The organism is Litoreibacter sp. JB4-2 (assembly GCF_055693445.1).
The window spans coordinates 1,238,301-1,257,910 of record NZ_CM146334.1; the positions used below are offsets into that span (position 1 = coordinate 1,238,301).

The window sequence follows — 19,610 nt, forward strand, 5'->3', positions numbered from 1 at the left end:
AGCCCCGTTTCGGCCAGCCTACCCAATTGTAACTAGTTTACGAAGGGGCATTTCCAGCTTAAAGAATGCTGCGACTGCAAAATAACGACCAGACGGGGACAAACGCCATGGCCGATTTCAAGAAAATTCTCATTGCCAACCGGGGCGAAATTGCAATCCGCGTGATGCGCGCCGCCAATGAGATGGGGAAGAAAACGGTCGCCGTGTTCGCCGAGGAAGACAAGCTAGGCCTGCACCGGTTTAAGGCAGATGAGGCCTATAAGATCGGCGAAGGACTGGGCCCGGTTCAAGCCTACCTAGCGATTGACGAGATCATTCGCGTCGCAAAGATGTCCGGCGCCGACGCGATCCACCCGGGCTACGGGCTTTTATCCGAAAACCCCGAATTTGTGGATGCCTGTACCGAGAATGGCATCAAGTTTATCGGCCCTAAGGCGGAGACCATGCGCGCTTTGGGTGACAAAGCTTCCGCTCGGCAAGTGGCGATCAAAGCGGGTGTCCCGGTGATCCCGGCGACGGATGTGTTGGGCGACGACATGGCCGCGATCAAGAAGGAGGCGGCGGAGGTGGGCTACCCGCTGATGCTGAAAGCGTCTTGGGGCGGCGGCGGGCGCGGCATGCGTCCGATCATGTCCGAGGATGAGCTGGAAGAAAAAGTGCTGGAAGGCCGGCGCGAAGCTGAGGCCGCATTCGGCAATGGCGAGGGCTATCTGGAGAAGATGATCCTGCGCGCGCGCCATGTCGAAGTACAAATTTTGGGCGACAGCCATGGCGCGATTTACCATCTTTGGGAGCGCGATTGCTCCGTACAGCGGCGCAACCAGAAGGTCGTTGAACGCGCCCCTGCCCCGTATCTGAGCGGCACGCAGCGCGAACAGATTTGCGCACTTGGCAAAAAGATTTGCGAGCATGTGAATTACGAATGTGCGGGCACCGTCGAATTCCTGATGGATATGGACAGCGGCGAGTTTTACTTCATCGAGGTCAACCCGCGCGTCCAGGTCGAGCATACCGTGACCGAGGAAGTCACCGGCATCGACATCGTGCGCGCCCAGATTCTGATCGCAGAGGGCAAATCACTTGTGGAGGCCACCGGGACGGCCTCGCAATATGACGTGAAGTTGGATGGGCATGCGCTGCAATGCCGGGTCACAACCGAAGACCCGCAAAACAACTTTATCCCTGATTATGGCCGGATCACCGCTTATCGCGGTGCGACAGGCATGGGCATCCGCCTCGATGGCGGCACCGCCTATTCAGGCGCTGTTATCACGCGGTATTACGACTCGCTTTTGGAAAAGGTGACCGCCTGGGCACCGACGCCTGAGGCCGCGATTGCGCGGATGGACCGGGCGCTGCGCGAATTTCGTATTCGCGGCGTGTCGACCAACATTGCCTTTGTTGAGAACCTGCTGAAGCACCCGACCTTCCTGAATTACGAATACCACACCAAATTTATCGATGAGACGCCGGAGCTGTTTGACTTCAAGGCGCGGCGCGACCGGGGCACCAAGGTGCTGACCTATATCGCCGACATCACCGTGAACGGCCACCCGGAGACCGAAGGCCGTGCCATGCCCATCGAGACGCGCACGCCAAAAGCGCCGGAGCCTGTGGGCGAGCCCGCTTATGGCACGCGCAACATTTTGGAAGATCACGGCCCGCAAGCCGTGGCCGACTGGATGTCTGAGCAAAAACAACTGCTTATCACTGACACAACCATGCGGGACGGACACCAATCCTTGCTGGCCACGCGCATGCGGTCGATCGACATGATCCGGGTGGCGCCGACCTATGCGTCCAATATGCCGGGGCTGTTCTCGATGGAATGCTGGGGTGGCGCGACCTTTGACGTGGCGTACCGGTTCTTGCAGGAATGCCCGTGGCAGCGGCTGCGCGACCTACGCAAGGCGATGCCGAACGTGATGACGCAGATGCTTTTGCGCGCCTCCAACGGGGTCGGCTACACCAATTATCCTGACAATGTCGTGCAGGAATTCGTGCGACAGGCGGCGGAAACTGGCGTGGACGTGTTCCGCGTGTTCGACAGCCTCAACTGGGTCGAGAACATGCGCGTGGCGATGGATGCGGTGGTCGAAAGCGGCAAGGTCTGCGAAGGCTCGATCTGCTACACGGGCGATCTTTTGAACCCGGATCGGTCGAAATATGACCTGAAATACTATGTCGACATGGGCAAAGAGCTGAAAGCCGCAGGCGCGCATGTTTTGGGCCTGAAGGACATGGCCGGGTTGTTGAAACCGGCGTCGGCGACGATCCTAATCAAAGCATTGAAGGAAGAGGTTGGCCTGCCGATCCATTTCCACACCCATGACACGGCTGGCACGGCTGTGGCGACCATTCTGGCGGCCTCCGACGCTGGGGTCGACGCGGTTGATTGCGCGATGGATGCGCTGTCAGGCAACACGTCACAGGCAACTTTGGGGTCGGTTGTGGAAGTATTGGCCAATACGGAACGCGACACCGGGTTGGACATCAAAACCGTGCGCCAGATCAGCGACTATTGGGAAGCGGTGCGTGGGCAATATGCGGCGTTTGAAAGCGGCATGCAGGCCCCTGCCTCCGAGGTTTATTTGCACGAGATGCCCGGCGGGCAGTTTACCAACCTCAAGGCACAGGCACGCTCTGTCGGGTTGGAAGAACGCTGGCATGAGGTGGCGCAAACCTATGCGGATGTGAACCAGATGTTTGGCGATATCGTCAAGGTAACGCCGTCGTCGAAAGTTGTGGGCGACATGGCTCTGATGATGGTCAGCCAAGGGCTGAGCCGGTCTGAGGTGGAAGACAAAGACACCGACGTGGCCTTCCCGGACAGCGTTGTAGACATGATGCGCGGCTCGCTTGGCCAACCACCCGGGGGCTGGCCCAAAGCCATCCAGAAGAAGATTTTGAAGGGCGAGAAACCCTCGACCAAACGCCCCGGCGAAGAGCTGGAGCCGGTCGATTTTGAAGCGGTACGCGCCGAGGTTTCGGCGCAGCTGGACGGCAAGGACATCGACAATGAAGACCTGAACGGCTACCTGATGTATCCCAAAGTCTTCATGGACTATTCCGCCCGTCATGCCACCTACGGCCCCGTGCGCACCTTGCCAACCCATACGTTCTTTTACGGCATGGAGCCGGGCGAAGAGATCAGCGTCGAGATTGACCCGGGCAAGATATTGGAAATCCGGATGCAGGCCCGTGCCGCGACCAATGATGATGGCGAAGCGAAGGTGTTTTTCGAGCTGAACGGCCAACCTCGCACCATCCGCGTGCCCGACCGCAAAGCGGCGGCTGTTGTGGCCAAGATGCCTAAGGCCGAAGTCGGCAACCCGAACCATATCGGCGCGCCAATGCCGGGGGTTGTCGCCACCGTTGCGGCCATCGTCGGCAAAGAGGTCAAAGAGGGCGACTTGCTGCTGACCATCGAAGCGATGAAAATGGAAACCGGTATCCATGCCGAGCGTGATGCAGTCGTGAAAGCGGTCCATGTCATGCCAGGCGGGCAGATTGACGCAAAGGACCTGCTGGTCGAGCTGGAGTAGCCTCGGTTTAGACCGCCTTGATGTGACGACATCTGATCCTTAACCTTAGTTAAATTAAGGTTAAGGATATTTGTATGAGTTATGCGCGCGTATTGGGCGCTTTGTTTTTGGGTTTGGTGGTTTTGTTGTGGCTTTCGCCCGAACGTGAGCCGACCGACATAGCGGTAGAAATACCTACCAGGCCAGAAGAACTGGTTATTTCCACGCCCCTCCCCCCGAAAAAGATACCCTTCTCGACGGCGATGAGGACCCCGAGCCTGTTGTCTTTACACCTACGCCTACGCCTGCTCCGGCCCCAACGAGACCAAAACCTGAGATCGCAACGCCCGCCCCCGACGCACTGGAACCAAGCATTGTTTACGTTTCAGGGTCACGTGTGAACGTCCGCAGCACGCCGGATATCGCCAAGAATGTCGTCGGGCAATTCACACGGGGCACCAAAATCAACGCCTATGAAAGTTCGGGGGGCTGGACCCGTGTGTCGGGCCGGCGGGGCGGCACACCGTTGCAAGGGTGGATGTCGAGCCGATACCTGGCCGGAACGCCGCCCGCGCGGCCGGCAGCAACTGCCGCAAAGCCTGCGCGCAGCACCCCGATCCCCAGTTCGGCGGAGGTCACACTCGCCCGCAACGAGATCATTGGCGAAGTATTCGAAGCTATTCTGGGTCGTGCCCGTGCCCCTACAACACCGACCGGGCTGGGCGCAGATGCGGCGGGCGGTCTGCGTGGTCACGCCCCGGCGGCGCCGCGCCAATCTGCTATGCCAGCGATGTTTCGCGGTCACAGCTGGTTGGGTATTTCGCGCGACAGGGAAAGCTGTATCAATAGCGCCATCGAAACGGATGGAGCGGCGGCCCATGCCCCACCTGACCAAGCTTCTGGTCTTCACTGACCTTCATATTGTTGACGAGGGCGCGGATATTATTGGGCTCGACCCGGCAGCGCGGTTTGCTGAAGGATTGAAGCATGCCTGTGCGCAGCATCCAGATGCAGAAGGGTTGCTGCTGATGGGCGATCTGACCCATCACGGGCGGACGGCGCAGTTTGAGCGGCTCAAAGGGATATTGGCCGATGTGCCGTTCCCGGTGACCTATATGCTGGGCAACCACGACAATCGCGACGTGTTTCGGCGGGTGTTTCCGGCGGCGGAGGTGACCTCTTCGGGCCATGTGCAACGCATGCAGGAGCTGGCGGGATGCGTGTTGATCACTCTGGATACGATGGATGCGAAGGTGGACCCGCCGCATTCGGGCGTGATGTGCGCAGATCGTTTGGCGTGGCTTGAGCGCGCACTGACATGGGCTGCCGGGCGCCCTGTGCTTGTGGCCATGCACCACCCACCGATCATGACCGGTTTTGTCGGGATGGACCGGATCGCGTTGCAAAATCCCGAACCTCTGCGCGCGTTGTTGCGCGGCTATGACGGGCCTTTGCACCTGCTCTGCGGCCATGTGCATCGGACTATTTCCGGCTTTGCACATGGCTTGCCGTTCACGATATTCAAAAGCCCCTGCCACCAGCAGCCGATGACCCTGGGCGTTGCCGAGACGGACCATTCCGTGGATGAGCCGGGCGCATATGGAATTGTGCTGGCGGGACCGGATGGCATTATTGCCCATAGCGAAGACTTTGCGATTGCGGCGGCGGCCACAGCCTTGCGCGACCCCGCGTCACAATAGGAGACCATATGCTGACTGTCTCACCGATCTATATCGCACTCATGGCGCTGCTCTATATCGTACTGGCGGCGCGGGTCATTCGGATGCGGCCCGTTATCGGCACCGCACTGGGGGATGGCGGCAACACAGAGCTGCAAAAGCGCATTCGCGCCCATGGGAATTGCGCGGAATATGCGCCGATTTTGTTGATCTTGCTGGTGGTGAGCGAAATGCAAGGCGCCCCGGGATGGGTTTTGCACAGTTTGGGAGTGACCATGATCTTGGCGCGCGTCGGACATGCTTATTTCATCAGCCAAACGCCGGAACCGATCAAAATGCGCGTGCTAACGATGGGTGTCACCTTCGGGTTGATCGGCGTGATGGCGCTTGGGCTTCTGGGTCACGCGCTTTTTTGATGGCGCGCCTTGAGACTGCCCCGTTGCACGCATAGGTTCCCTGACAACACCATTTGACAAGGACGCTTTCTATGAAAACCCCCTTCCGCCCGACCGCACCGAAACTTCTGCGCGACGCGCATGATGGCTCCGGGGGGCTGGGGGATTTGCCAGAGTGGGATCTGAGCGACCTCTACGCCAGCCCGGATGCCAAGGAATTCAAGCGCGACATGGATTGGCTGGAAAAGGCCTGCGCCGATTTCGCCAGTGACTATGAAGGAAAGATGGCGGATCTGGATGCGGGCGGCATGCTGGATTGCGTCAAGCGCTACGAGAAGATCGACATCATTGCTGGCCGGATCATGTCCTTTGCCGGGCTGCGCTATTACCAAAACACCACCGACGCGGAACGCGCGCAGTTCATGGCGAATGCGCAGGACAAGATTACGACGTTCACGACCCCGCTTGTGTTCTACTCGCTTGAGCTGAACCGGATTGACGACACGGTGATTGCCGGCTGGTTTGACGCAAATGCAGATTTGGCGCGCTACAAGCCCGTTTTTGACCGGCTGCGCGCGATGAAGCCATATCAGCTGTCAGACGAGCTGGAAAAATTCTTGCATGACCAATCGACCGTTGGATCGGCAGCGTGGAACCGTCTGTTTGACGAGACCATTGCCGGTCTGACCTTCGATGTGGACGGTGAAGAGCTGAATATCGAAGGCACGCTAAACCTGCTGACTGACCCCGACCGCGAACGCCGGGAGCTGGGCGCGCGTGAACTTGCGAAGGTTTTTGGCGAGAACATTAAGCTGTTTGCCCGGGTGCACAACACGTTGGCCAAAGAGAAAGAGATCGAGGACCGCTGGCGCGGGATGGAGACGCCTCAGACCGGGCGGCATCTGTCCAACCATGTGGAACCAGAGGTGGTCGAGGCTTTGCGCAACGCAGTCGTTGAGGCCTACCCGAAGCTGTCGCACCGCTATTATGAGCTGAAGCGCAAATGGCTGGGGCTGGATGTGATGCAGGTCTGGGACCGCAACGCGCCTTTGCCGATGGAAGACCCGACCTTGGTGGACTGGGACCGCGCGCAATCAACCGTGATGGAAGCCTATGCCGATTTCGCACCTGAGATGGCGGAAATCGCCAAACCATTTTTCACTGACGGCTGGATCGACGCGGCGGTGAAGCCCGGCAAGGCCCCCGGCGCGTTTGCGCATCCGACCGTGACTGAGGTACACCCGTATGTCATGCTGAACTACCTGGGCAAACCGCGCGACGTGATGACGCTGGCGCATGAACTGGGCCATGGCGTGCATCAGGTGCTGGCGGCGGGGCAAGGTGAATTGCTCAGCTCGACGCCTTTGACGCTGGCCGAAACCGCATCAGTCTTTGGCGAGATGCTAACCTTCCGCAAGATGTTGGACGGGGCCAAAACCCAAGAGCAACGCAAGGTTATGCTGGCGGGCAAGGTCGAGGACATGATCAACACGGTCGTGCGTCAGATCGCGTTTTATGATTTCGAATGCAAGCTGCATGAGGCGCGCACGAATGGCGAGCTGACGCCGGACGACATCAACGCCTTGTGGATGTCCGTGCAGGCCGAAAGCCTTGGACCTGCGTTTGAGTATATGGACGGGTATGAGACTTTCTGGGCCTACATTCCGCATTTCGTCCACTCGCCGTTTTATGTCTACGCCTACGCTTTCGGCGACGGGTTGGTGAACGCGCTTTACGCGGTCTATGAGGAAGGCGGCGACGACTTCCAAACCAAGTATTTCGACATGCTCAAAGCCGGTGGATCGAAACACCACAAGGAGCTTTTGGCGCCGTTTGGCTTGGACGCGAGCGACCCGAAATTCTGGGATAAGGGTCTCAGCATGATCTCAAGCATGATTGACGAATTGGAGGCGATGGAGGGGTAATTCCGCTCCGTCTGTCACTTTTTTCTGACAGAACCCTTGAAAACGTTTGTTTTTCGCTTGTTGCAGCGGTTTTCCGCCGACGTTAACCTTTGTGGCACGATTAATGAGTTCAATGGAGGGGAAATGAACCTTAACTTAGTTCGTACCGCAATCGCAGCTGGGGCGATCGCGATCTTAAGTACTGCAGCATCCGCTGCCCCAGTTTTGGTCAAAGACTACTTCGCGACATCGGCAGAAAAAGACCCCAAATACTACGGTGGGGGAGCCGGGCATTCAGTTTATTTGCCCCATACGCCGGGTGGCAGTGACTTTGACTTCATGCCGTCGGGCCGTTTTTCGGTCTTTGATGACGGGTCCGCCACTTTGACGGGTATGATCGTATCCGACAGATATGGCGCGAGTGTTGGCTACAATGTGGACGTGTCTTTCCAAGCGAGCAAAGGCACGCCAAAGGAAGAGTTACGCAAAAGCGCGTACGCCAGCCATGGAGGCCCGGTGGATCCCAAAACGTGGAAATTTTTCACCATGACGTCGGGCACATTGACCGGCAAAGGCAAGCTGGCGGGCACCGTCCTCAGCCTGTTTGAGGCGCCTGTATCGGGCAAGCACCCGTTCCAGGTTGGCATCGGCGCGAATGGCAAAAACATCAACTTTGGTGGCTCGGGCTGGTTCCTGCATAGCGCAACCGGTGTTGATTGCAGCGCCAAGCCTTGGAAATGCCAGAAGGGCGACTTCAACCTCGACCTGACGGCCGTGCCATTGCCTGCAGCTGGTGTTCTGCTTCCCATTGCTTTGGGTGGGTTGGCCTTTGCAGGTCGCCGTCGCCGCAAGAGCTAAGGCGCAACATCACAAAAAACCAAAAGGGGCCGATTTCGTCGGGCCCTTTTCAATTTGGCGGGTTTGCGGCCGCGAACACCCGGTCAATCATGACCTGTGTGCCTTGGGCAAATTCAAGCGTCGCAGGGTAGTCCTCGCCGGTGCGCACAGTCTTTGAAAACGCTTCGACCTGGGCCACATAGTGGTTCACGCCCGGAAATTTCTCAGACGTGACAGCTCCCGCTGCATCGGCGTGGTGTAGCACTGCACCGCCATAGACCAGCGGGTTGAACGGGGCCGTCAGCCGCACATGACCTGCCTCCCCCAGAAAGACGACTTCTTGAAAGTTGGCCATCCGCATCGACACCATTGATTGGAAACTAAAACCGTCAAATTGCGCGCTGATTTCCGCCTTCACATCGACGCCGTTTTCCCAAGTGATGTTGGCGGCAACGTCGAGAGGTTCCTGCCCTGTGACATACCGCGCGCTGCCCATCGTGTAGACGCCGATATCAGGAATGCCACCGCCACCGGTTTCCGGCTTGTTCCGGATATTGCCCGGGTCGCCGATATTGTTGTAGCAAAACTGCGCACTGACATGGCGCAGCGCGCCGATGCCGCCGCCCTGCACGATTTCTCGCGCACGCTGCCATTGCGGATGGTGGAGGATCATAAAAGCTTCAGCACAGAGCAGCCCAGTGGCTTCGCGCATCTCGATCAGCGCGTCGATCTCGTCCGCCTGCATGGCGATGGGTTTTTCGCAGAGCACATGTTTGCCCGCTTGCATCGCTTTCTGGGCCCATTCAACATGCAGATGGTTGGGCAACGGAATGTAGACCGCGTCAATTGCAGGGTCCGCCAGCAGGGCGTCATAGCTGTCATAGGCTTTGCAATCGGGAGCGAAGCTCTGGAACCCTGAAATGTCACCAGAGCGCGACGCGACGCCATACAGCCGCGCCCCACTAGCTGCATGGATCGCAGGGCCCATGTGTTGACGCGCAAATTTAGCGGCGCCCAAGATGCCCCAATTGACCGGTTCCATACTGTATCTCCCAATGGCTGTTGCATCAGATCGTAGGGCATAAAAAAGCCCGCCGGAAGGGCGGGCCTTTCTTTATCTGTGTTTTTTGAGCGACTTAGGCGACAGCAAGCATGCCTCTCTCCTTTGCCAACTCACGCATGCGTTTTTGCAGTTTTTCAAAGGCGCGCACTTCAATCTGGCGAATGCGTTCGCGGCTGACGTCATATTGGCCGGACAGGTCTTCCAATGTGATTGTCTCCTCGCTCAGACGGCGCTGCACAAGAATGTCCTTTTCACGGTCGTTGAGCACATCCATGGCTTCCGCCAACAGCTCACGGCGTGATTCCAGCTCATCCTTGGCCTCGTAATCGCCAGCCTGATCGGCATCTTCATCTTCCAGCCAATCTTGCCATTGCGTCGCACCTTCGCCATCAGCCGAGATCACCGCGTTCAGCGATGCGTCGCCACCCGACATACGCCGGTTCATAGAGATCACTTCCTGTTCGGTCACGTTCAGGTCGTTGGCGATGCGGGCCACGTTTTCGGGGCGCAAATCGCCCTCTTCCAGCGCGCCGATCCGGTTCTTGGCTTTGCGCAGATTGAAGAAAAGCTTCTTTTGCGCAGACGTCGTACCCAGTTTGACCATCGACCAGCTGCGCAACACATATTCCTGAATGCTCGCGCGGATCCACCACATCGCGTAGGTCGCAAGGCGAAAGCCTTTTTCAGGGTCAAATTTCTTAACCGCCTGCATGAGGCCGACATTGGCCTCCGAGATGACCTCAGCTGTCGGAAGACCGTAGCCGCGATAGCCCATAGCGATTTTTGCCGCGAGGCGCAGGTGAGATGTCACCATCTTATGGGCAGCCTCTGTGTCCTCTTCTTCGACCCAGCGCTTGGCCAGCATATATTCTTCCTCAGGTTCCAGCATCGGGAACTTGCGGATTTCCTGCATATAGCGGTTCAGGCCCTGTTCCGGGCTTGGTGCGGGAAGGTTGCCGTAATTTGCCATGTCAGTCCCCCTTAGAGGTTAGTTTCTTCGTTGACCTAGAGTTATGAACCGGTCCGTTCATTTTCAAGTTTCAAGCAGCGCACAGGGTATGTGCGTCCTAAACCCTAACAACACGTAAACACCGTATTTGTTGAGTAAAAGGGTATGTTACGCGAAATCACATATTTGTGGTTTTTTGCGATATTTTGTCAATTAATGAGACCATATCGGCAGGGAAATCTGCCTTGAAGCTCAGCTTTTCACCAGAAACGGGATGAATGAACCCCAATGTTGCCGCGTGCAATGCCTGCCTCGGGAAGGCGCTGATGGCGTCGATCGCAGCTTCGCTAAGCGGGCCTTTGGCCAGTTTGCGCCGCCCCCCATAGACCGGATCGCCGATCAACGCGTGGCCGACATGGGCCAAATGCACGCGGATCTGATGGGTGCGGCCCGTTTCCAGCCAACAATCGAGCAGGCAGACAACCGGTGGTGTGCCAAACCGGTCCACCACGCGGGCACGGGTGATTGCATGGCGGCCCGCGTTCTTGACCACCGCTTGACGCTGCCGGTCGGTTTTGTGACGTGCGAGATTGGCGTTGACCCTCAAAATATTCGAGGCCTCAAAATCCACCCCCGCTAAGCCGCGCAGCCGGGGGTCAGCGGCATCGGGAACGCCATAAGCCAAAGCGCGGTAATGACGCTCGACCGTATGCTTTTCGAATTGTTTGGCCAGCCCATGATGCGCCTCGTCCGATTTGGCGACGACCAAAAGCCCGGAGGTGTCTTTGTCGATCCGGTGCACAATGCCTGGCCGCTTTGCCCCGCCAATCCCCGACAGGCTGTCTGCGCAATGGTGCAGTAACGCATTTACCAAAGTGCCACTTGGCGAGCCTGGCGCCGGATGTACCACCATGCCCGCAGGCTTGTTGATCACGATTAGGGCGCCATCCTCATAGACCACATCAAGCGGAATATCTTCGGGGCCCGCATCAATCTGCGTCGCGACGGCGACACGCAGCTCAAAGACATCTCCCGCGAACACGCGGGCTTTTTGGTCGGTCACGGCCTGCCCGTCTTTCAGGACCGCGCCTTCTGCGATCAGTTTGGCAATGCGGGAGCGCGACAGGTTGGCCTCCACTGGCACGTCGCGCGCCAATGCTTTATCAAGCCGCTTATCGGCGCTGTCCGATATTTCAACGGAGACAATCGTGACGTCAGACATGGACACTTCCGAGCTTGAGCCGGCGGAACCCGCCAATTTGCGCTTCCTGCGCCGCCTCGTGACAGTGCTGACCGCGGTGATGATTGGCGGCGTTGTACTGATCGTGGCACTGCTTGTCATCCGCCTTCAACAGCCTGCCACCGAAATTGCCCTGCCCGAGACCATCACCTTACCGCAGGGCGCTATCGCACAAAGCTTCACCCAAGGCCCCACTTGGTTCGCCGTCGTTACGCAAGACAATCGCTTGATGGTGTTCAATCGCACGACCGGTGCATTGACCCAAACGGTCACGCTCGTCACGGAATAGTGGGGGGAAGATGGTACCGCCTCCCCGGCTTGAACGGGGGACCCCTGGTTCCACAAACCAGTGCTCTAACCAACTGAGCTAAGGCGGCACACTTTGGCTGATTTAGCCGCGACATAACATGAATGCAAGCGCTCTCTGCACGCGATCTTGCAAGACCCGCCACGAATTTGTAGCTAGGGCACAGCAACAAGGAACCGCGCGAATGGGTATCAACACCGAAAGCGAAATTGCCGCCAACCTGCAGATCGGGCCAACCGATCAGGGCATGGTGCGCCTTTATGTTCAAGGCGACGGAATCGATCTGCCGTTCGACTTCGACCCCGAAGAAGCCGAAGAAATTGCCGAGGAAATTAAGGCGGCAGCGGCGCGTGCACGCGGGCTCGCCCAAAAGCGCTGACGCGTTCTGTTTCCATTTGGCCTGAAAGTTATCGCTGTGGCTGCCCGCGTGGCGGGGCGTGAAACGCCCCAAGAACGCAAATCAAAGATGCGCGCGGCACGCGCCCATTTGAATCACATAAAGCTCTGTTCAAAATCCGGGTCACGCAATCCCTGCAGCCGACGTGCGGCGTGGCGGGCAAATTTTGCGGTCAAAACCTTCCTGCGGGCCGCTGCCAGCTTGTCTTCGGGTGCCATGCGGATGATTTCAGCGTCATAGGCATCTGCGATAATCAACCCGGTTGCATCGGGCAGCAGCTCGGTCGGGAAGGCCTCATCGACGGCCCAAAAATATCGGTCGCACCAGTCCAGATAGCCCTGCCATTTCTTGTCGGTTTGAAAGTCAGCGCGCGACGACTTGCACTCGACTACCCAAATCTCGCCCTTTGGGCCCAGCCCCATCACGTCGACGCGCAAGCCACGGTCGGGCACCAGTTCCTCAACACAGACAAACCCGTGGCTCGCCAGGTGCCGGCAAACACCGCGCGCCAAAAGCTGGCCGGGCTGAGGCGATGGGGCATGTTCATCTCTCATGGCCTCAATGTGAACAAAACGTAAACAAAAATCAAGCACTTGACATGATGCCAAATAGTTTCATATTAAATGATACCAAATAGTATCTCTTTTTTTGAGGAGCCGCCATGCCACCAGATACCCAACACGAACAACAGACCTTCCGCGCTCTGGCCGACCCGACCCGCCGCGACATACTGCGCCATTTGGCGGGGCAAGACATGACCATCGCGCAGGTGGCCCAGAATTTCGACATGACCCGGGCGGCTGTGAAAAAGCACCTCACCCTACTCAGCGACGGCGGCTTAATCACCGTCACCGCCCGCGGGCGTGAAAAGATCAATGCTCTCAACAAAGAAGGCTTTGCGCCCGTCTTTGAATGGTTCGAATTCTTCGACCAGTTCTGGGACGACCGCCTTGCCGCCCTGAAATCCGCCATAGAAAAGGACACCCCAGATGCCTGACACGATCATTAAGAAAGCCATTTTTCTCAAAGCCGCCCCTGATACCGTCTGGGCCTACCTGACCGACCCTGAAAAGCTCGGCATCTGGTTTCACAAACCCAAAACACCGCTCTCGGATGGCGAAGACTATGCCATGTTCGGCACGGAAAGCGGCGACAAACTGATGTGGGGCACAGTCACTGAAATGCAGCCCTTTGAGCGGCTGAGCTACACCTTTACCATCAAACCGATGGGCGACGCCGTCAGCACCGTTGACTGGCAGTTGGAAGAAGTGCCCGGCGGCACGCGCTTGTCACTGACCCATAGCGGATTGCCGCAAGGTGTTGAGACTTTCGGGCTGACCCTCGCGCTCGACAAAGGATGGGACGATCATCTGGCCCGGATGCGCGCAGATGCGCATGCTGAATAGGGGATCGGTCCGGCCTTCTTTGCCGCATGGCTTGCCAGCGCGCCCGAGCCCCCCTATTTGACACCTGACGGTTCTGCCCATCCCGTGCCATAGGGACTACATTCCGGTGGCCTTAAGCAATTCCGCGGGAGCTGGCTCTGTCTGGACCCTGGTTCAGTTAACTGGCGCCCACCTGTATATACAGGTCTGCGGGAATAAGCTCCCTTACGTTTGGGTGGTTCCGTCACCTCCCCTCTTGACCGCGATGCGTCGCTGCGGGCTAGTGTTGGCAGCAGATGCGAGGAGGCCTCATGCTGACATCGACACATCCCAGCCCTTGGCTTAGCGCAACATCGGGCGAACTCGCCGATTTGCGCGCATTGGTTGAACGCGAGACCGAGAAAAGTGACTATCCGTTTGCCTCGGATGTGATCCAGAACACTTTGGTCTATGAGGCAGCGGCCTTTGACGCAAAAACCGACCCTTCCGCATTAATGGCGGAGCTGAACCGCGCTTTCGATACCGGCCCAGGCATTGTGGCCATCAAGGGCGCGCTTGGGAACGACAGCGTCATTGACGCCGCGACGTCCCTGTTCGAGCGCATGATCGAAGCGGAGCGCGGCACGGGTGGCGGCGACCACTTCGCCAAACCGGGTGCGAATGACCGTGTCTGGAACGCGGCGCAAAAACACTGCCTTGCGGATCCGGCCAATTTTGCCGCCTATTTCGACGCCCCGGCAGTCGATCTGACGTGCCGCGCATGGCTGGGGCAAGGCTACCAGCTAACCGCTCAAGTCAACCGCGTGAACCCCGGCGGCGCGGCGCAAACAGCGCATCGCGACTATCATCTGGGTTTCATGGACCCCGCCCGCGTGGCCACCTACCCCGCGCAGGTACACCGGCTGTCACCACTTTTGACGCTGCAAGGCGCAATTGCGCATTGCGACATGCCACTCGAAACGGGGCCCACGCTTTACCTGCCCTATTCGCAGCAATTTCTGGAAGGATATGTCGCCTTCTCCCGCCCCGAATTTCAGGACTATTTCAAAGCCAACCGCACCCAACTGCCTTTGGAAAAGGGCGACGCGGTGTTTTTCAACCCGGCGGTGATGCATGGCTCGGGTGACAACGTGACGGAGGATCGGTTCAGACTGGCCAACTTGTTGCAGGTGGGCTCACCCTTTGGACGTTCCATCGAGGCGCTGGATCGCGACGCAATGTGCCGTGCCTTATTCCCCGTTTTGCAAGACCGACCAGAGGCAACGCAAGCCCGTGTCATCGCCGCTGCGGCAGAAGGCTACGCGTTTCCAACGAACCTTGACAGCGACCCGCCCGTGGGCGGATTGATCCCTGAAAGCCAGGCGGAGCTTTTTGCCCGCGCTTTAAACGAAGGGATGGCCCAAGACACGTTTGAGGCTGAGCTCGGCGCACAGACCAAGCGTAAATTCCCCTAGGGCTGGACGCGACCTTGCGCCGCACTACGTGTGCAAGGAAGCTGAAACAGGGACCCTCACGCCATGAAATACCTTCTTGCTATTGCGCTGCTTGCCGCGACCCCGGCCACTGCAAACATCGCCGTCGAGTTTCGTGAAGGCGCGCCGAAAGACAGATTTACCTTCACAAATATCGGGGATTGCGCGATTGGCGCCGCCAAGCTGACGCTTGATCTGAGCGAAAGCGCCGCCGGGCTGATTTTTGACACCACCGGCGCAGGCGCTGGTGTTGAGGTGTTCCAACCTTACGAGACCGTCGCGGGCGAAAGCGCGTTGGACAGCGTGAGCCCAGTCGCAGATGGCGACACCGAGATCACCCTAACCTTGAACGGCTTGCCAGCGGGCCAAAGCGTGGCCTTCACCATTGATGTGGATGACACGTTGCGCCACAGCGCCTTAGGCCAAATTCAGGTGACGGATAGCGAGATTGCGGGTGCAACCGTCAGCCTGAATTCCGCGACAGGGGATGTTTTTGCTGTCATCGACAATACCAGCCGCGCCGTGCTGCGCACGACTGGCTGCTCTAGCTAGAACGCGACAACTTAAAAGGCTGAGGGTTGCGCCTCACGCGCCATGTGATCAAGCACAGCGTTGACGAATTTTGGCTCACGGCCTTCTGGGAAAAAGGCCTTAGCCACGTCGACGAATTCTACAATGACAACTTTAGGGGGCGTCTTGCCTGCAACCATCTCCGCGCCCGCCGCGCGGAAAAGTGCGCGCAAAGTGGGATCGATGCGGTCAATTTTCCATTTTTCGACGATGGCGCGGTCGGCCAGCTGATCGATCTGGCGCTGTTCAGTGACAGCGCCTTCCAACAAGGCGCGGAACGTGTCGATATCGCCTTCGATCATTTCCTCGCCCTCATAGACGGCGCCAAAACGGTGGTCTTCAAATTCTTCGCGCACCGCGTCGATGCTTTGGCTTGAGTGTTCCATCTGAAACAGCGCCTGCACGGCATAGAGGCGAGAGGCGGATTTCATCGCCCGTTTCTTGTTGTTTGAGAGCGTCATGCGATCTGGAAGCTTCCGTCGTCGTCGATATTTTTGCCGCCGGGCTTGAACCCCAAGCCTTTTGATTTCGGGCCGTATGTGCGCTGCATCGCAATCAGATGCAAGGCCGCAGCCGCAGCCCCGCCACCTTTATTTTGCCCATTGGGATCGGCGCGGACCTCTGCCTGGGCGCGGTTTTCCACGGTCAGGATGCCATTGCCGATGTTGCAGCCTTGCAGGCCAAGCAGCATCAGCCCGCGCGAGCTGTCATTGCAGACCGTGTCGTAATGCGTGGTCTCGCCCCGAATGATGCAGCCCAGCGCTACGTAGCCATCAAAGTCACCCTGCCGGTCCGCAATGCGGATCGCAGACGGAACCTCCAGCGCACCGGGCATTTCGACAACTTCATAGGTCGCACCGGCCTTTTCGCATTCCGCCTTGGCGCCCGCGCGTAGGTTGTCGGCAATGTCTTTGTAGTAAGGCGATACGACGATCAACAGCTTGGTCGGCTCATCAAATTTGGGGGTATCCATGATGTGATGTGTCTCGGAACCGGCCATGATTTAGCCCTTTCTTGGGATGTTGCGGGTGCCGGTGATTTCCAGCCCGTAGGCGTCAAGGCCGACCACATTGGGAGTGCCGTGATTGGTCAAAAGCTCCAGCTTGCTCAAGCCCAATGCGGCCAGAATTTGCGCCCCCAGCCCGTATTGGCGCAGTGTCTGCGGGGAGACCTCCCCGTCTGTGACCAGCTTCATTGTGGTGTCGCGCAGCAGCACGACCGCTCCGCGCCCTTCATCGGCGATCACCTTCATAGCGTTGCGCAGTTCATCGGCAGGCGACGGTCCTAGCCCCAGAACGTCCTCGATCGGGTTGAGCGCGTGCATCCGTGTCAAAACCGGCGCGTCTGTGGATAGATCGCCCATCGTCAGCGCGATATGTTCGGCCCCTTGGGTTTCATCTGCGAAAACCCGCATGGTCCAGTCGCCGCCGAATTGCGACGTCATCTGCGCTTCAGACGCCTGCTTGACCAGATTGTCGTGGCGACGGCGGTAGGCAATCAGGTCGCTGATCGTGCCAATCTTCAGGTTATGCCGTTGCGCGAATGCGATCAGATCGGGCAGGCGCGACATGGTGCCGTCATCATTCATTATCTCACAAATTACGCCTGACGGGTTCAGCCCGGCAAGACGGGAGACATCCACAGCGGCCTCAGTATGGCCGGCTCGGACAAGCACCCCACCATCGCGGGCACGCAGCGGGAAGACGTGGCCGGGCGTGGCTATGTCAGCGGCGGTCTTGGACGCATCAATAGCCACGGCGACCGTGCGCGCGCGGTCATGGGCGGAAATGCCGGTGGTAACCCCCTCGCGCGCCTCGATGGAGATCGTAAAGGCCGTTTCATGGCGCGAGGAGTTGTAGGACGCCATCAAAGGCAGGCCCAACGCGTCAATCCGTTCGCCGGGCAGTGTCAGGCAGATCAGCCCGCGCCCATGAGTGGCCATGAAGTTGATCGCCTCGGGCGTGGCCATTTGTGCGGGGATCACCAGATCGCCCTCATTCTCACGATCCTCATGGTCGACGAGGATGAACATACGCCCATTGCGCGCGTCCTCGATAATTTCGTCGATGGAAGAAATGGCGTCGGAATAGTCAGTCATGGGCAGCGTCCTTTGCTTGAGACGCAGATAGTGCGTTTAGCGGGCCATGAAAAGGGTGACGCTGTGCGCTATTAAACGCATTCAGGGTTGTGTGGGCATTTTGATCTTACGGTGCCGCGCGAGCGCGCCGCAATATTTGGTCCAGTCCTTGAAATCCTGGCTGACGACCATCATCGCACCCTTTTCGCTCCACCTGTCGGCGGTGTCGTTGATGAAGTCCGTCATGTCCTCACCAGATGTCTTTTCGGCCTCATCCGCCCAAGTGTTTGCGACCTCTATCACGAAATCACGCCGAGCGGGCGTGTTTATGAAGTCTGATGTTGCGAAGGCCAGCCCCGCGCATTCCGCCATGGATGTGCTGATCGGCTGGCTGGCATGAGCCTGCGTCGTGACCGCTATCGACATGCCCAAAACTGCGAGAAACCGCATGTGATGTTCCTCATCCATCTACCTATGCGTCGAAGCTATAGGGCTTTCTGGGCAAAAATTTGTTAGCGTTGGGCCGCGCCGAAAAATCGATCCGAGGTCAAAAAACCCGCCAGTTTCGCGGCTTCCGACCATTCCTGCTCAATCTGAGTATCACCAATTACGAGCACCCCGTCACGTGGCAAATTCGCCGCTTGCAATGGCACGTTAACTGCTTGGGCGATAGCAGACCAAGCGTCCGAAAAATGGGGGGCGCGTGCGGCTATCAGCGGAATACCTTGGGCGGCCAGAACATTTGCCAAGTCCTGCGGATCAAGCGGTCTGTGCACCAAACCTGAAAGCTTTGCTTCCGTCGCGCTGAGCCTTGCAGTTCGGTCTGAGGGCAACACCTGCCCCGCCTTTAATACGCGCAACGCATTGTTTGAAAACAGAAACCCAACTACATCCCTCCCCGACGCTGCCCGAACAGAGGCGTAGGTTTTATAGGGCAAGCCCAGCGCCTTCGCGCGTTTTACACGGGTGCGCAGCACCTCTATCGGCAAGTTTGGCAGCAGATCGGCGCGTGCCTTGGCCCAGCTATGTTTGCGCCAGGCATAGCCCGCTTCCATAGAGGGGCCGTTATTGTGGCCCAGCATGGTCATGCCCAGTCCTGCAACCGCGCGACGTAGCGGGCCAGCGTGTCAATTTCGAGGTTTATCCGGTCGCCTGTCTTGGCATCACCCCAATTGGTCACGGATTTGGTGTGCGGGATGAAATTGATGCCAAAATCGGTGCCGTCGACCTCATTCACCGTCAAAGATGTGCCGTTCAGTGCGACGGACCCTTTGGGGGCGATGAATTTGGCGAGCGCGTCAGGCGCGCGCAAGGTAACGCGGGTGCTGTCGCCTTCATCAACCATTGCGACGATTTCAGCGACGCCGTCGACATGGCCCGACACGATGTGCCCACCAAGCTCATCCCCGACTTTCAATGCGCGTTCAAGGTTCAGACGACTACCGACCACCCAATCGCCGATATTGGTTTTCGACACGCTTTCGGCGGAGATTTCGACATCAAACCAGTCATCGCCCAACGCAATCACGGTCAAACAGCAGCCATTGCAGGCAATTGAAGCGCCGAGATCGATGCCCTTTGTGTCGTAGCTACATTCAATGCGGGCGCGTAAATCGCCGCGCTGTTCAAGATCGGTGATGCGGCCGATATCTGTGATAATGCCAGTAAACATTTTCGTAAGCTCCTGCTCTTAAGGGTGATCTAGCGCGCGGATGGCGCGCTCGCAAGGTCGCCGAGATGCCACAATAGCGCCGAAATCGGCGCTTAGCGTTCGGATTGCTTGGCTCAATGCTAAGTGAGTTGGTTAATCT

22 protein-coding genes and 1 tRNA gene are annotated in these 19,610 nt (G+C 58.2%); 12 read left to right on the forward strand and 11 right to left on the reverse strand.

Annotated elements, in window-relative coordinates; all coding sequences use genetic code 11:
• Positions 1 to 107 precede the first annotated feature (107 nt).
• The 6 genes from ACZ1G7_RS06210 to ACZ1G7_RS06235 all read left to right on the forward strand — a co-directional run bounded on the left by ACZ1G7_RS06210 (position 108) and on the right by ACZ1G7_RS06235 (position 8,360).
• Positions 108 to 3,545, forward strand: a complete 3,438-nt coding sequence (locus tag ACZ1G7_RS06210; RefSeq protein ID WP_472662953.1) for a pyruvate carboxylase — start codon at positions 108 to 110, stop codon at positions 3,543 to 3,545.
• Positions 3,546 to 3,921: 376 nt separating this feature from the next.
• Positions 3,922 to 4,437 carry an SH3 domain-containing protein gene (locus ACZ1G7_RS06215; RefSeq protein ID WP_472662954.1) on the forward strand — a complete coding sequence of 172 codons (516 nt, stop codon included), beginning with the start codon at positions 3,922 to 3,924 and terminating at the stop codon, positions 4,435 to 4,437.
• Positions 4,403 to 5,224, forward strand: a complete 822-nt coding sequence (locus ACZ1G7_RS06220) for a phosphodiesterase (RefSeq protein WP_472662955.1) — start codon at positions 4,403 to 4,405, stop codon at positions 5,222 to 5,224. The genes ACZ1G7_RS06215 and ACZ1G7_RS06220 overlap by 35 nt, the downstream gene beginning before the upstream one ends.
• 8 nt (positions 5,225 to 5,232) lie before the next feature.
• Positions 5,233 to 5,619, forward strand: coding sequence for an MAPEG family protein (locus ACZ1G7_RS06225; RefSeq protein ID WP_472662956.1), 387 nt, complete (start codon positions 5,233 to 5,235; stop codon positions 5,617 to 5,619).
• Between the two features lie 71 nt (positions 5,620 to 5,690).
• The gene (locus ACZ1G7_RS06230) at positions 5,691 to 7,523 is read left to right on the forward strand and encodes a M3 family oligoendopeptidase (protein WP_472662957.1); all 1,833 of its coding nucleotides are present in this window, start codon (positions 5,691 to 5,693) and stop codon (positions 7,521 to 7,523) included.
• Between the two features lie 123 nt (positions 7,524 to 7,646).
• Complete coding sequence (locus ACZ1G7_RS06235; protein WP_472662958.1) at positions 7,647 to 8,360, forward strand: VPLPA-CTERM sorting domain-containing protein; 714 nt, start codon at positions 7,647 to 7,649, stop codon at positions 8,358 to 8,360.
• A 49-nt stretch (positions 8,361 to 8,409) separates the two neighbouring features.
• Here the strand turns inward: ACZ1G7_RS06235 and ACZ1G7_RS06240 are convergent, their stop codons facing one another.
• From ACZ1G7_RS06240 to ACZ1G7_RS06250, 3 genes are all read right to left on the reverse strand, one after another.
• On the reverse strand, positions 8,410 to 9,381 hold the full coding sequence (locus ACZ1G7_RS06240) for a Gfo/Idh/MocA family protein (RefSeq protein ID WP_472662959.1): 972 nt from the start codon (positions 9,379 to 9,381) through the stop codon (positions 8,410 to 8,412).
• A gap of 94 nt (positions 9,382 to 9,475) precedes the next feature.
• The gene (gene rpoH / locus ACZ1G7_RS06245; protein ID WP_472662960.1) at positions 9,476 to 10,372 is read right to left on the reverse strand and encodes an RNA polymerase sigma factor RpoH; all 897 of its coding nucleotides are present in this window, start codon (positions 10,370 to 10,372) and stop codon (positions 9,476 to 9,478) included.
• Positions 10,373 to 10,529: 157 nt separating this feature from the next.
• The gene (locus ACZ1G7_RS06250; RefSeq protein WP_472662961.1) at positions 10,530 to 11,573 is read right to left on the reverse strand and encodes an RluA family pseudouridine synthase; all 1,044 of its coding nucleotides are present in this window, start codon (positions 11,571 to 11,573) and stop codon (positions 10,530 to 10,532) included.
• Here ACZ1G7_RS06250 and ACZ1G7_RS06255 point away from each other — a divergent pair.
• Positions 11,560 to 11,880 carry a DUF6476 family protein gene (locus tag ACZ1G7_RS06255; protein ID WP_472662962.1) on the forward strand — a complete coding sequence of 107 codons (321 nt, stop codon included), beginning with the start codon at positions 11,560 to 11,562 and terminating at the stop codon, positions 11,878 to 11,880. The two genes, ACZ1G7_RS06250 and ACZ1G7_RS06255, sit on opposite strands and share 14 nt — an antisense overlap.
• An 11-nt stretch (positions 11,881 to 11,891) precedes the next feature.
• On the opposite strand, the gene ACZ1G7_RS06260 is transcribed toward ACZ1G7_RS06255, so the two are convergent.
• Positions 11,892 to 11,968 (reverse strand) — tRNA-His (locus ACZ1G7_RS06260).
• Between the two features lie 114 nt (positions 11,969 to 12,082).
• On the opposite strand from ACZ1G7_RS06260, the gene ACZ1G7_RS06265 reads away from it, so the two are divergent.
• Entirely contained in the window at positions 12,083 to 12,277 is a 195-nt protein-coding gene (locus tag ACZ1G7_RS06265; protein WP_472662963.1) for a DUF6324 family protein, read from the forward strand.
• 113 nt (positions 12,278 to 12,390) lie between these two features.
• On the opposite strand, the gene ACZ1G7_RS06270 is transcribed toward ACZ1G7_RS06265, so the two are convergent.
• Entirely contained in the window at positions 12,391 to 12,849 is a 459-nt protein-coding gene (locus ACZ1G7_RS06270) for an MmcB family DNA repair protein (RefSeq protein WP_472662964.1), read from the reverse strand.
• 107 nt (positions 12,850 to 12,956) lie between these two features.
• Here ACZ1G7_RS06270 and ACZ1G7_RS06275 point away from each other — a divergent pair, with 107 nt between their 5' ends.
• The 4 genes from ACZ1G7_RS06275 (at position 12,957) to ACZ1G7_RS06290 (ending at position 15,704) form a co-directional block, all read left to right on the forward strand.
• On the forward strand, positions 12,957 to 13,292 hold the full coding sequence (locus ACZ1G7_RS06275) for an ArsR/SmtB family transcription factor (RefSeq protein ID WP_472662965.1): 336 nt from the start codon (positions 12,957 to 12,959) through the stop codon (positions 13,290 to 13,292).
• Positions 13,285 to 13,701, forward strand: coding sequence for an SRPBCC family protein (locus ACZ1G7_RS06280; RefSeq protein ID WP_472662966.1), 417 nt, complete (start codon positions 13,285 to 13,287; stop codon positions 13,699 to 13,701). The genes ACZ1G7_RS06275 and ACZ1G7_RS06280 overlap by 8 nt, the downstream gene beginning before the upstream one ends.
• Before the next feature lie 290 nt (positions 13,702 to 13,991).
• The gene (locus ACZ1G7_RS06285; RefSeq protein WP_472662967.1) at positions 13,992 to 15,134 is read left to right on the forward strand and encodes a phytanoyl-CoA dioxygenase family protein; all 1,143 of its coding nucleotides are present in this window, start codon (positions 13,992 to 13,994) and stop codon (positions 15,132 to 15,134) included.
• A 63-nt stretch (positions 15,135 to 15,197) separates the two neighbouring features.
• Entirely contained in the window at positions 15,198 to 15,704 is a 507-nt protein-coding gene (locus tag ACZ1G7_RS06290) for an aggregation factor core (RefSeq protein WP_472662968.1), read from the forward strand.
• An 11-nt stretch (positions 15,705 to 15,715) separates the two neighbouring features.
• Here ACZ1G7_RS06290 and nusB read toward each other — a convergent pair whose 3' ends face one another.
• The 6 genes from nusB to ACZ1G7_RS06320 all read right to left on the reverse strand — a co-directional run bounded on the left by nusB (position 15,716) and on the right by ACZ1G7_RS06320 (position 19,471).
• On the reverse strand, positions 15,716 to 16,183 hold the full coding sequence (gene nusB, locus ACZ1G7_RS06295; protein WP_472662969.1) for a transcription antitermination factor NusB: 468 nt from the start codon (positions 16,181 to 16,183) through the stop codon (positions 15,716 to 15,718).
• Positions 16,180 to 16,722 carry a 6,7-dimethyl-8-ribityllumazine synthase gene (locus tag ACZ1G7_RS06300; RefSeq protein ID WP_472662970.1) on the reverse strand — a complete coding sequence of 181 codons (543 nt, stop codon included), beginning with the start codon at positions 16,720 to 16,722 and terminating at the stop codon, positions 16,180 to 16,182. The genes nusB and ACZ1G7_RS06300 overlap by 4 nt, the downstream gene beginning before the upstream one ends.
• 3 nt (positions 16,723 to 16,725) lie before the next feature.
• Complete coding sequence (gene ribB, locus ACZ1G7_RS06305) at positions 16,726 to 17,820, reverse strand: 3,4-dihydroxy-2-butanone-4-phosphate synthase (protein ID WP_472662971.1); 1,095 nt, start codon at positions 17,818 to 17,820, stop codon at positions 16,726 to 16,728.
• 81 nt (positions 17,821 to 17,901) lie between these two features.
• A complete protein-coding gene (locus ACZ1G7_RS06310; RefSeq protein WP_472662972.1) occupies positions 17,902 to 18,249 on the reverse strand; it encodes a hypothetical protein in 348 nt (115 codons plus the stop codon).
• 62 nt (positions 18,250 to 18,311) lie between these two features.
• Positions 18,312 to 18,887 carry a hypothetical protein gene (locus ACZ1G7_RS06315; protein WP_472662973.1) on the reverse strand — a complete coding sequence of 192 codons (576 nt, stop codon included), beginning with the start codon at positions 18,885 to 18,887 and terminating at the stop codon, positions 18,312 to 18,314.
• Positions 18,884 to 19,471: a riboflavin synthase gene (locus tag ACZ1G7_RS06320; RefSeq protein WP_472662974.1), complete on the reverse strand. Its 588-nt coding sequence runs from the start codon at positions 19,469 to 19,471 to the stop codon at positions 18,884 to 18,886. The genes ACZ1G7_RS06315 and ACZ1G7_RS06320 overlap by 4 nt, the downstream gene beginning before the upstream one ends.
• Between the last annotated feature and the right edge of the window lie 139 nt (positions 19,472 to 19,610).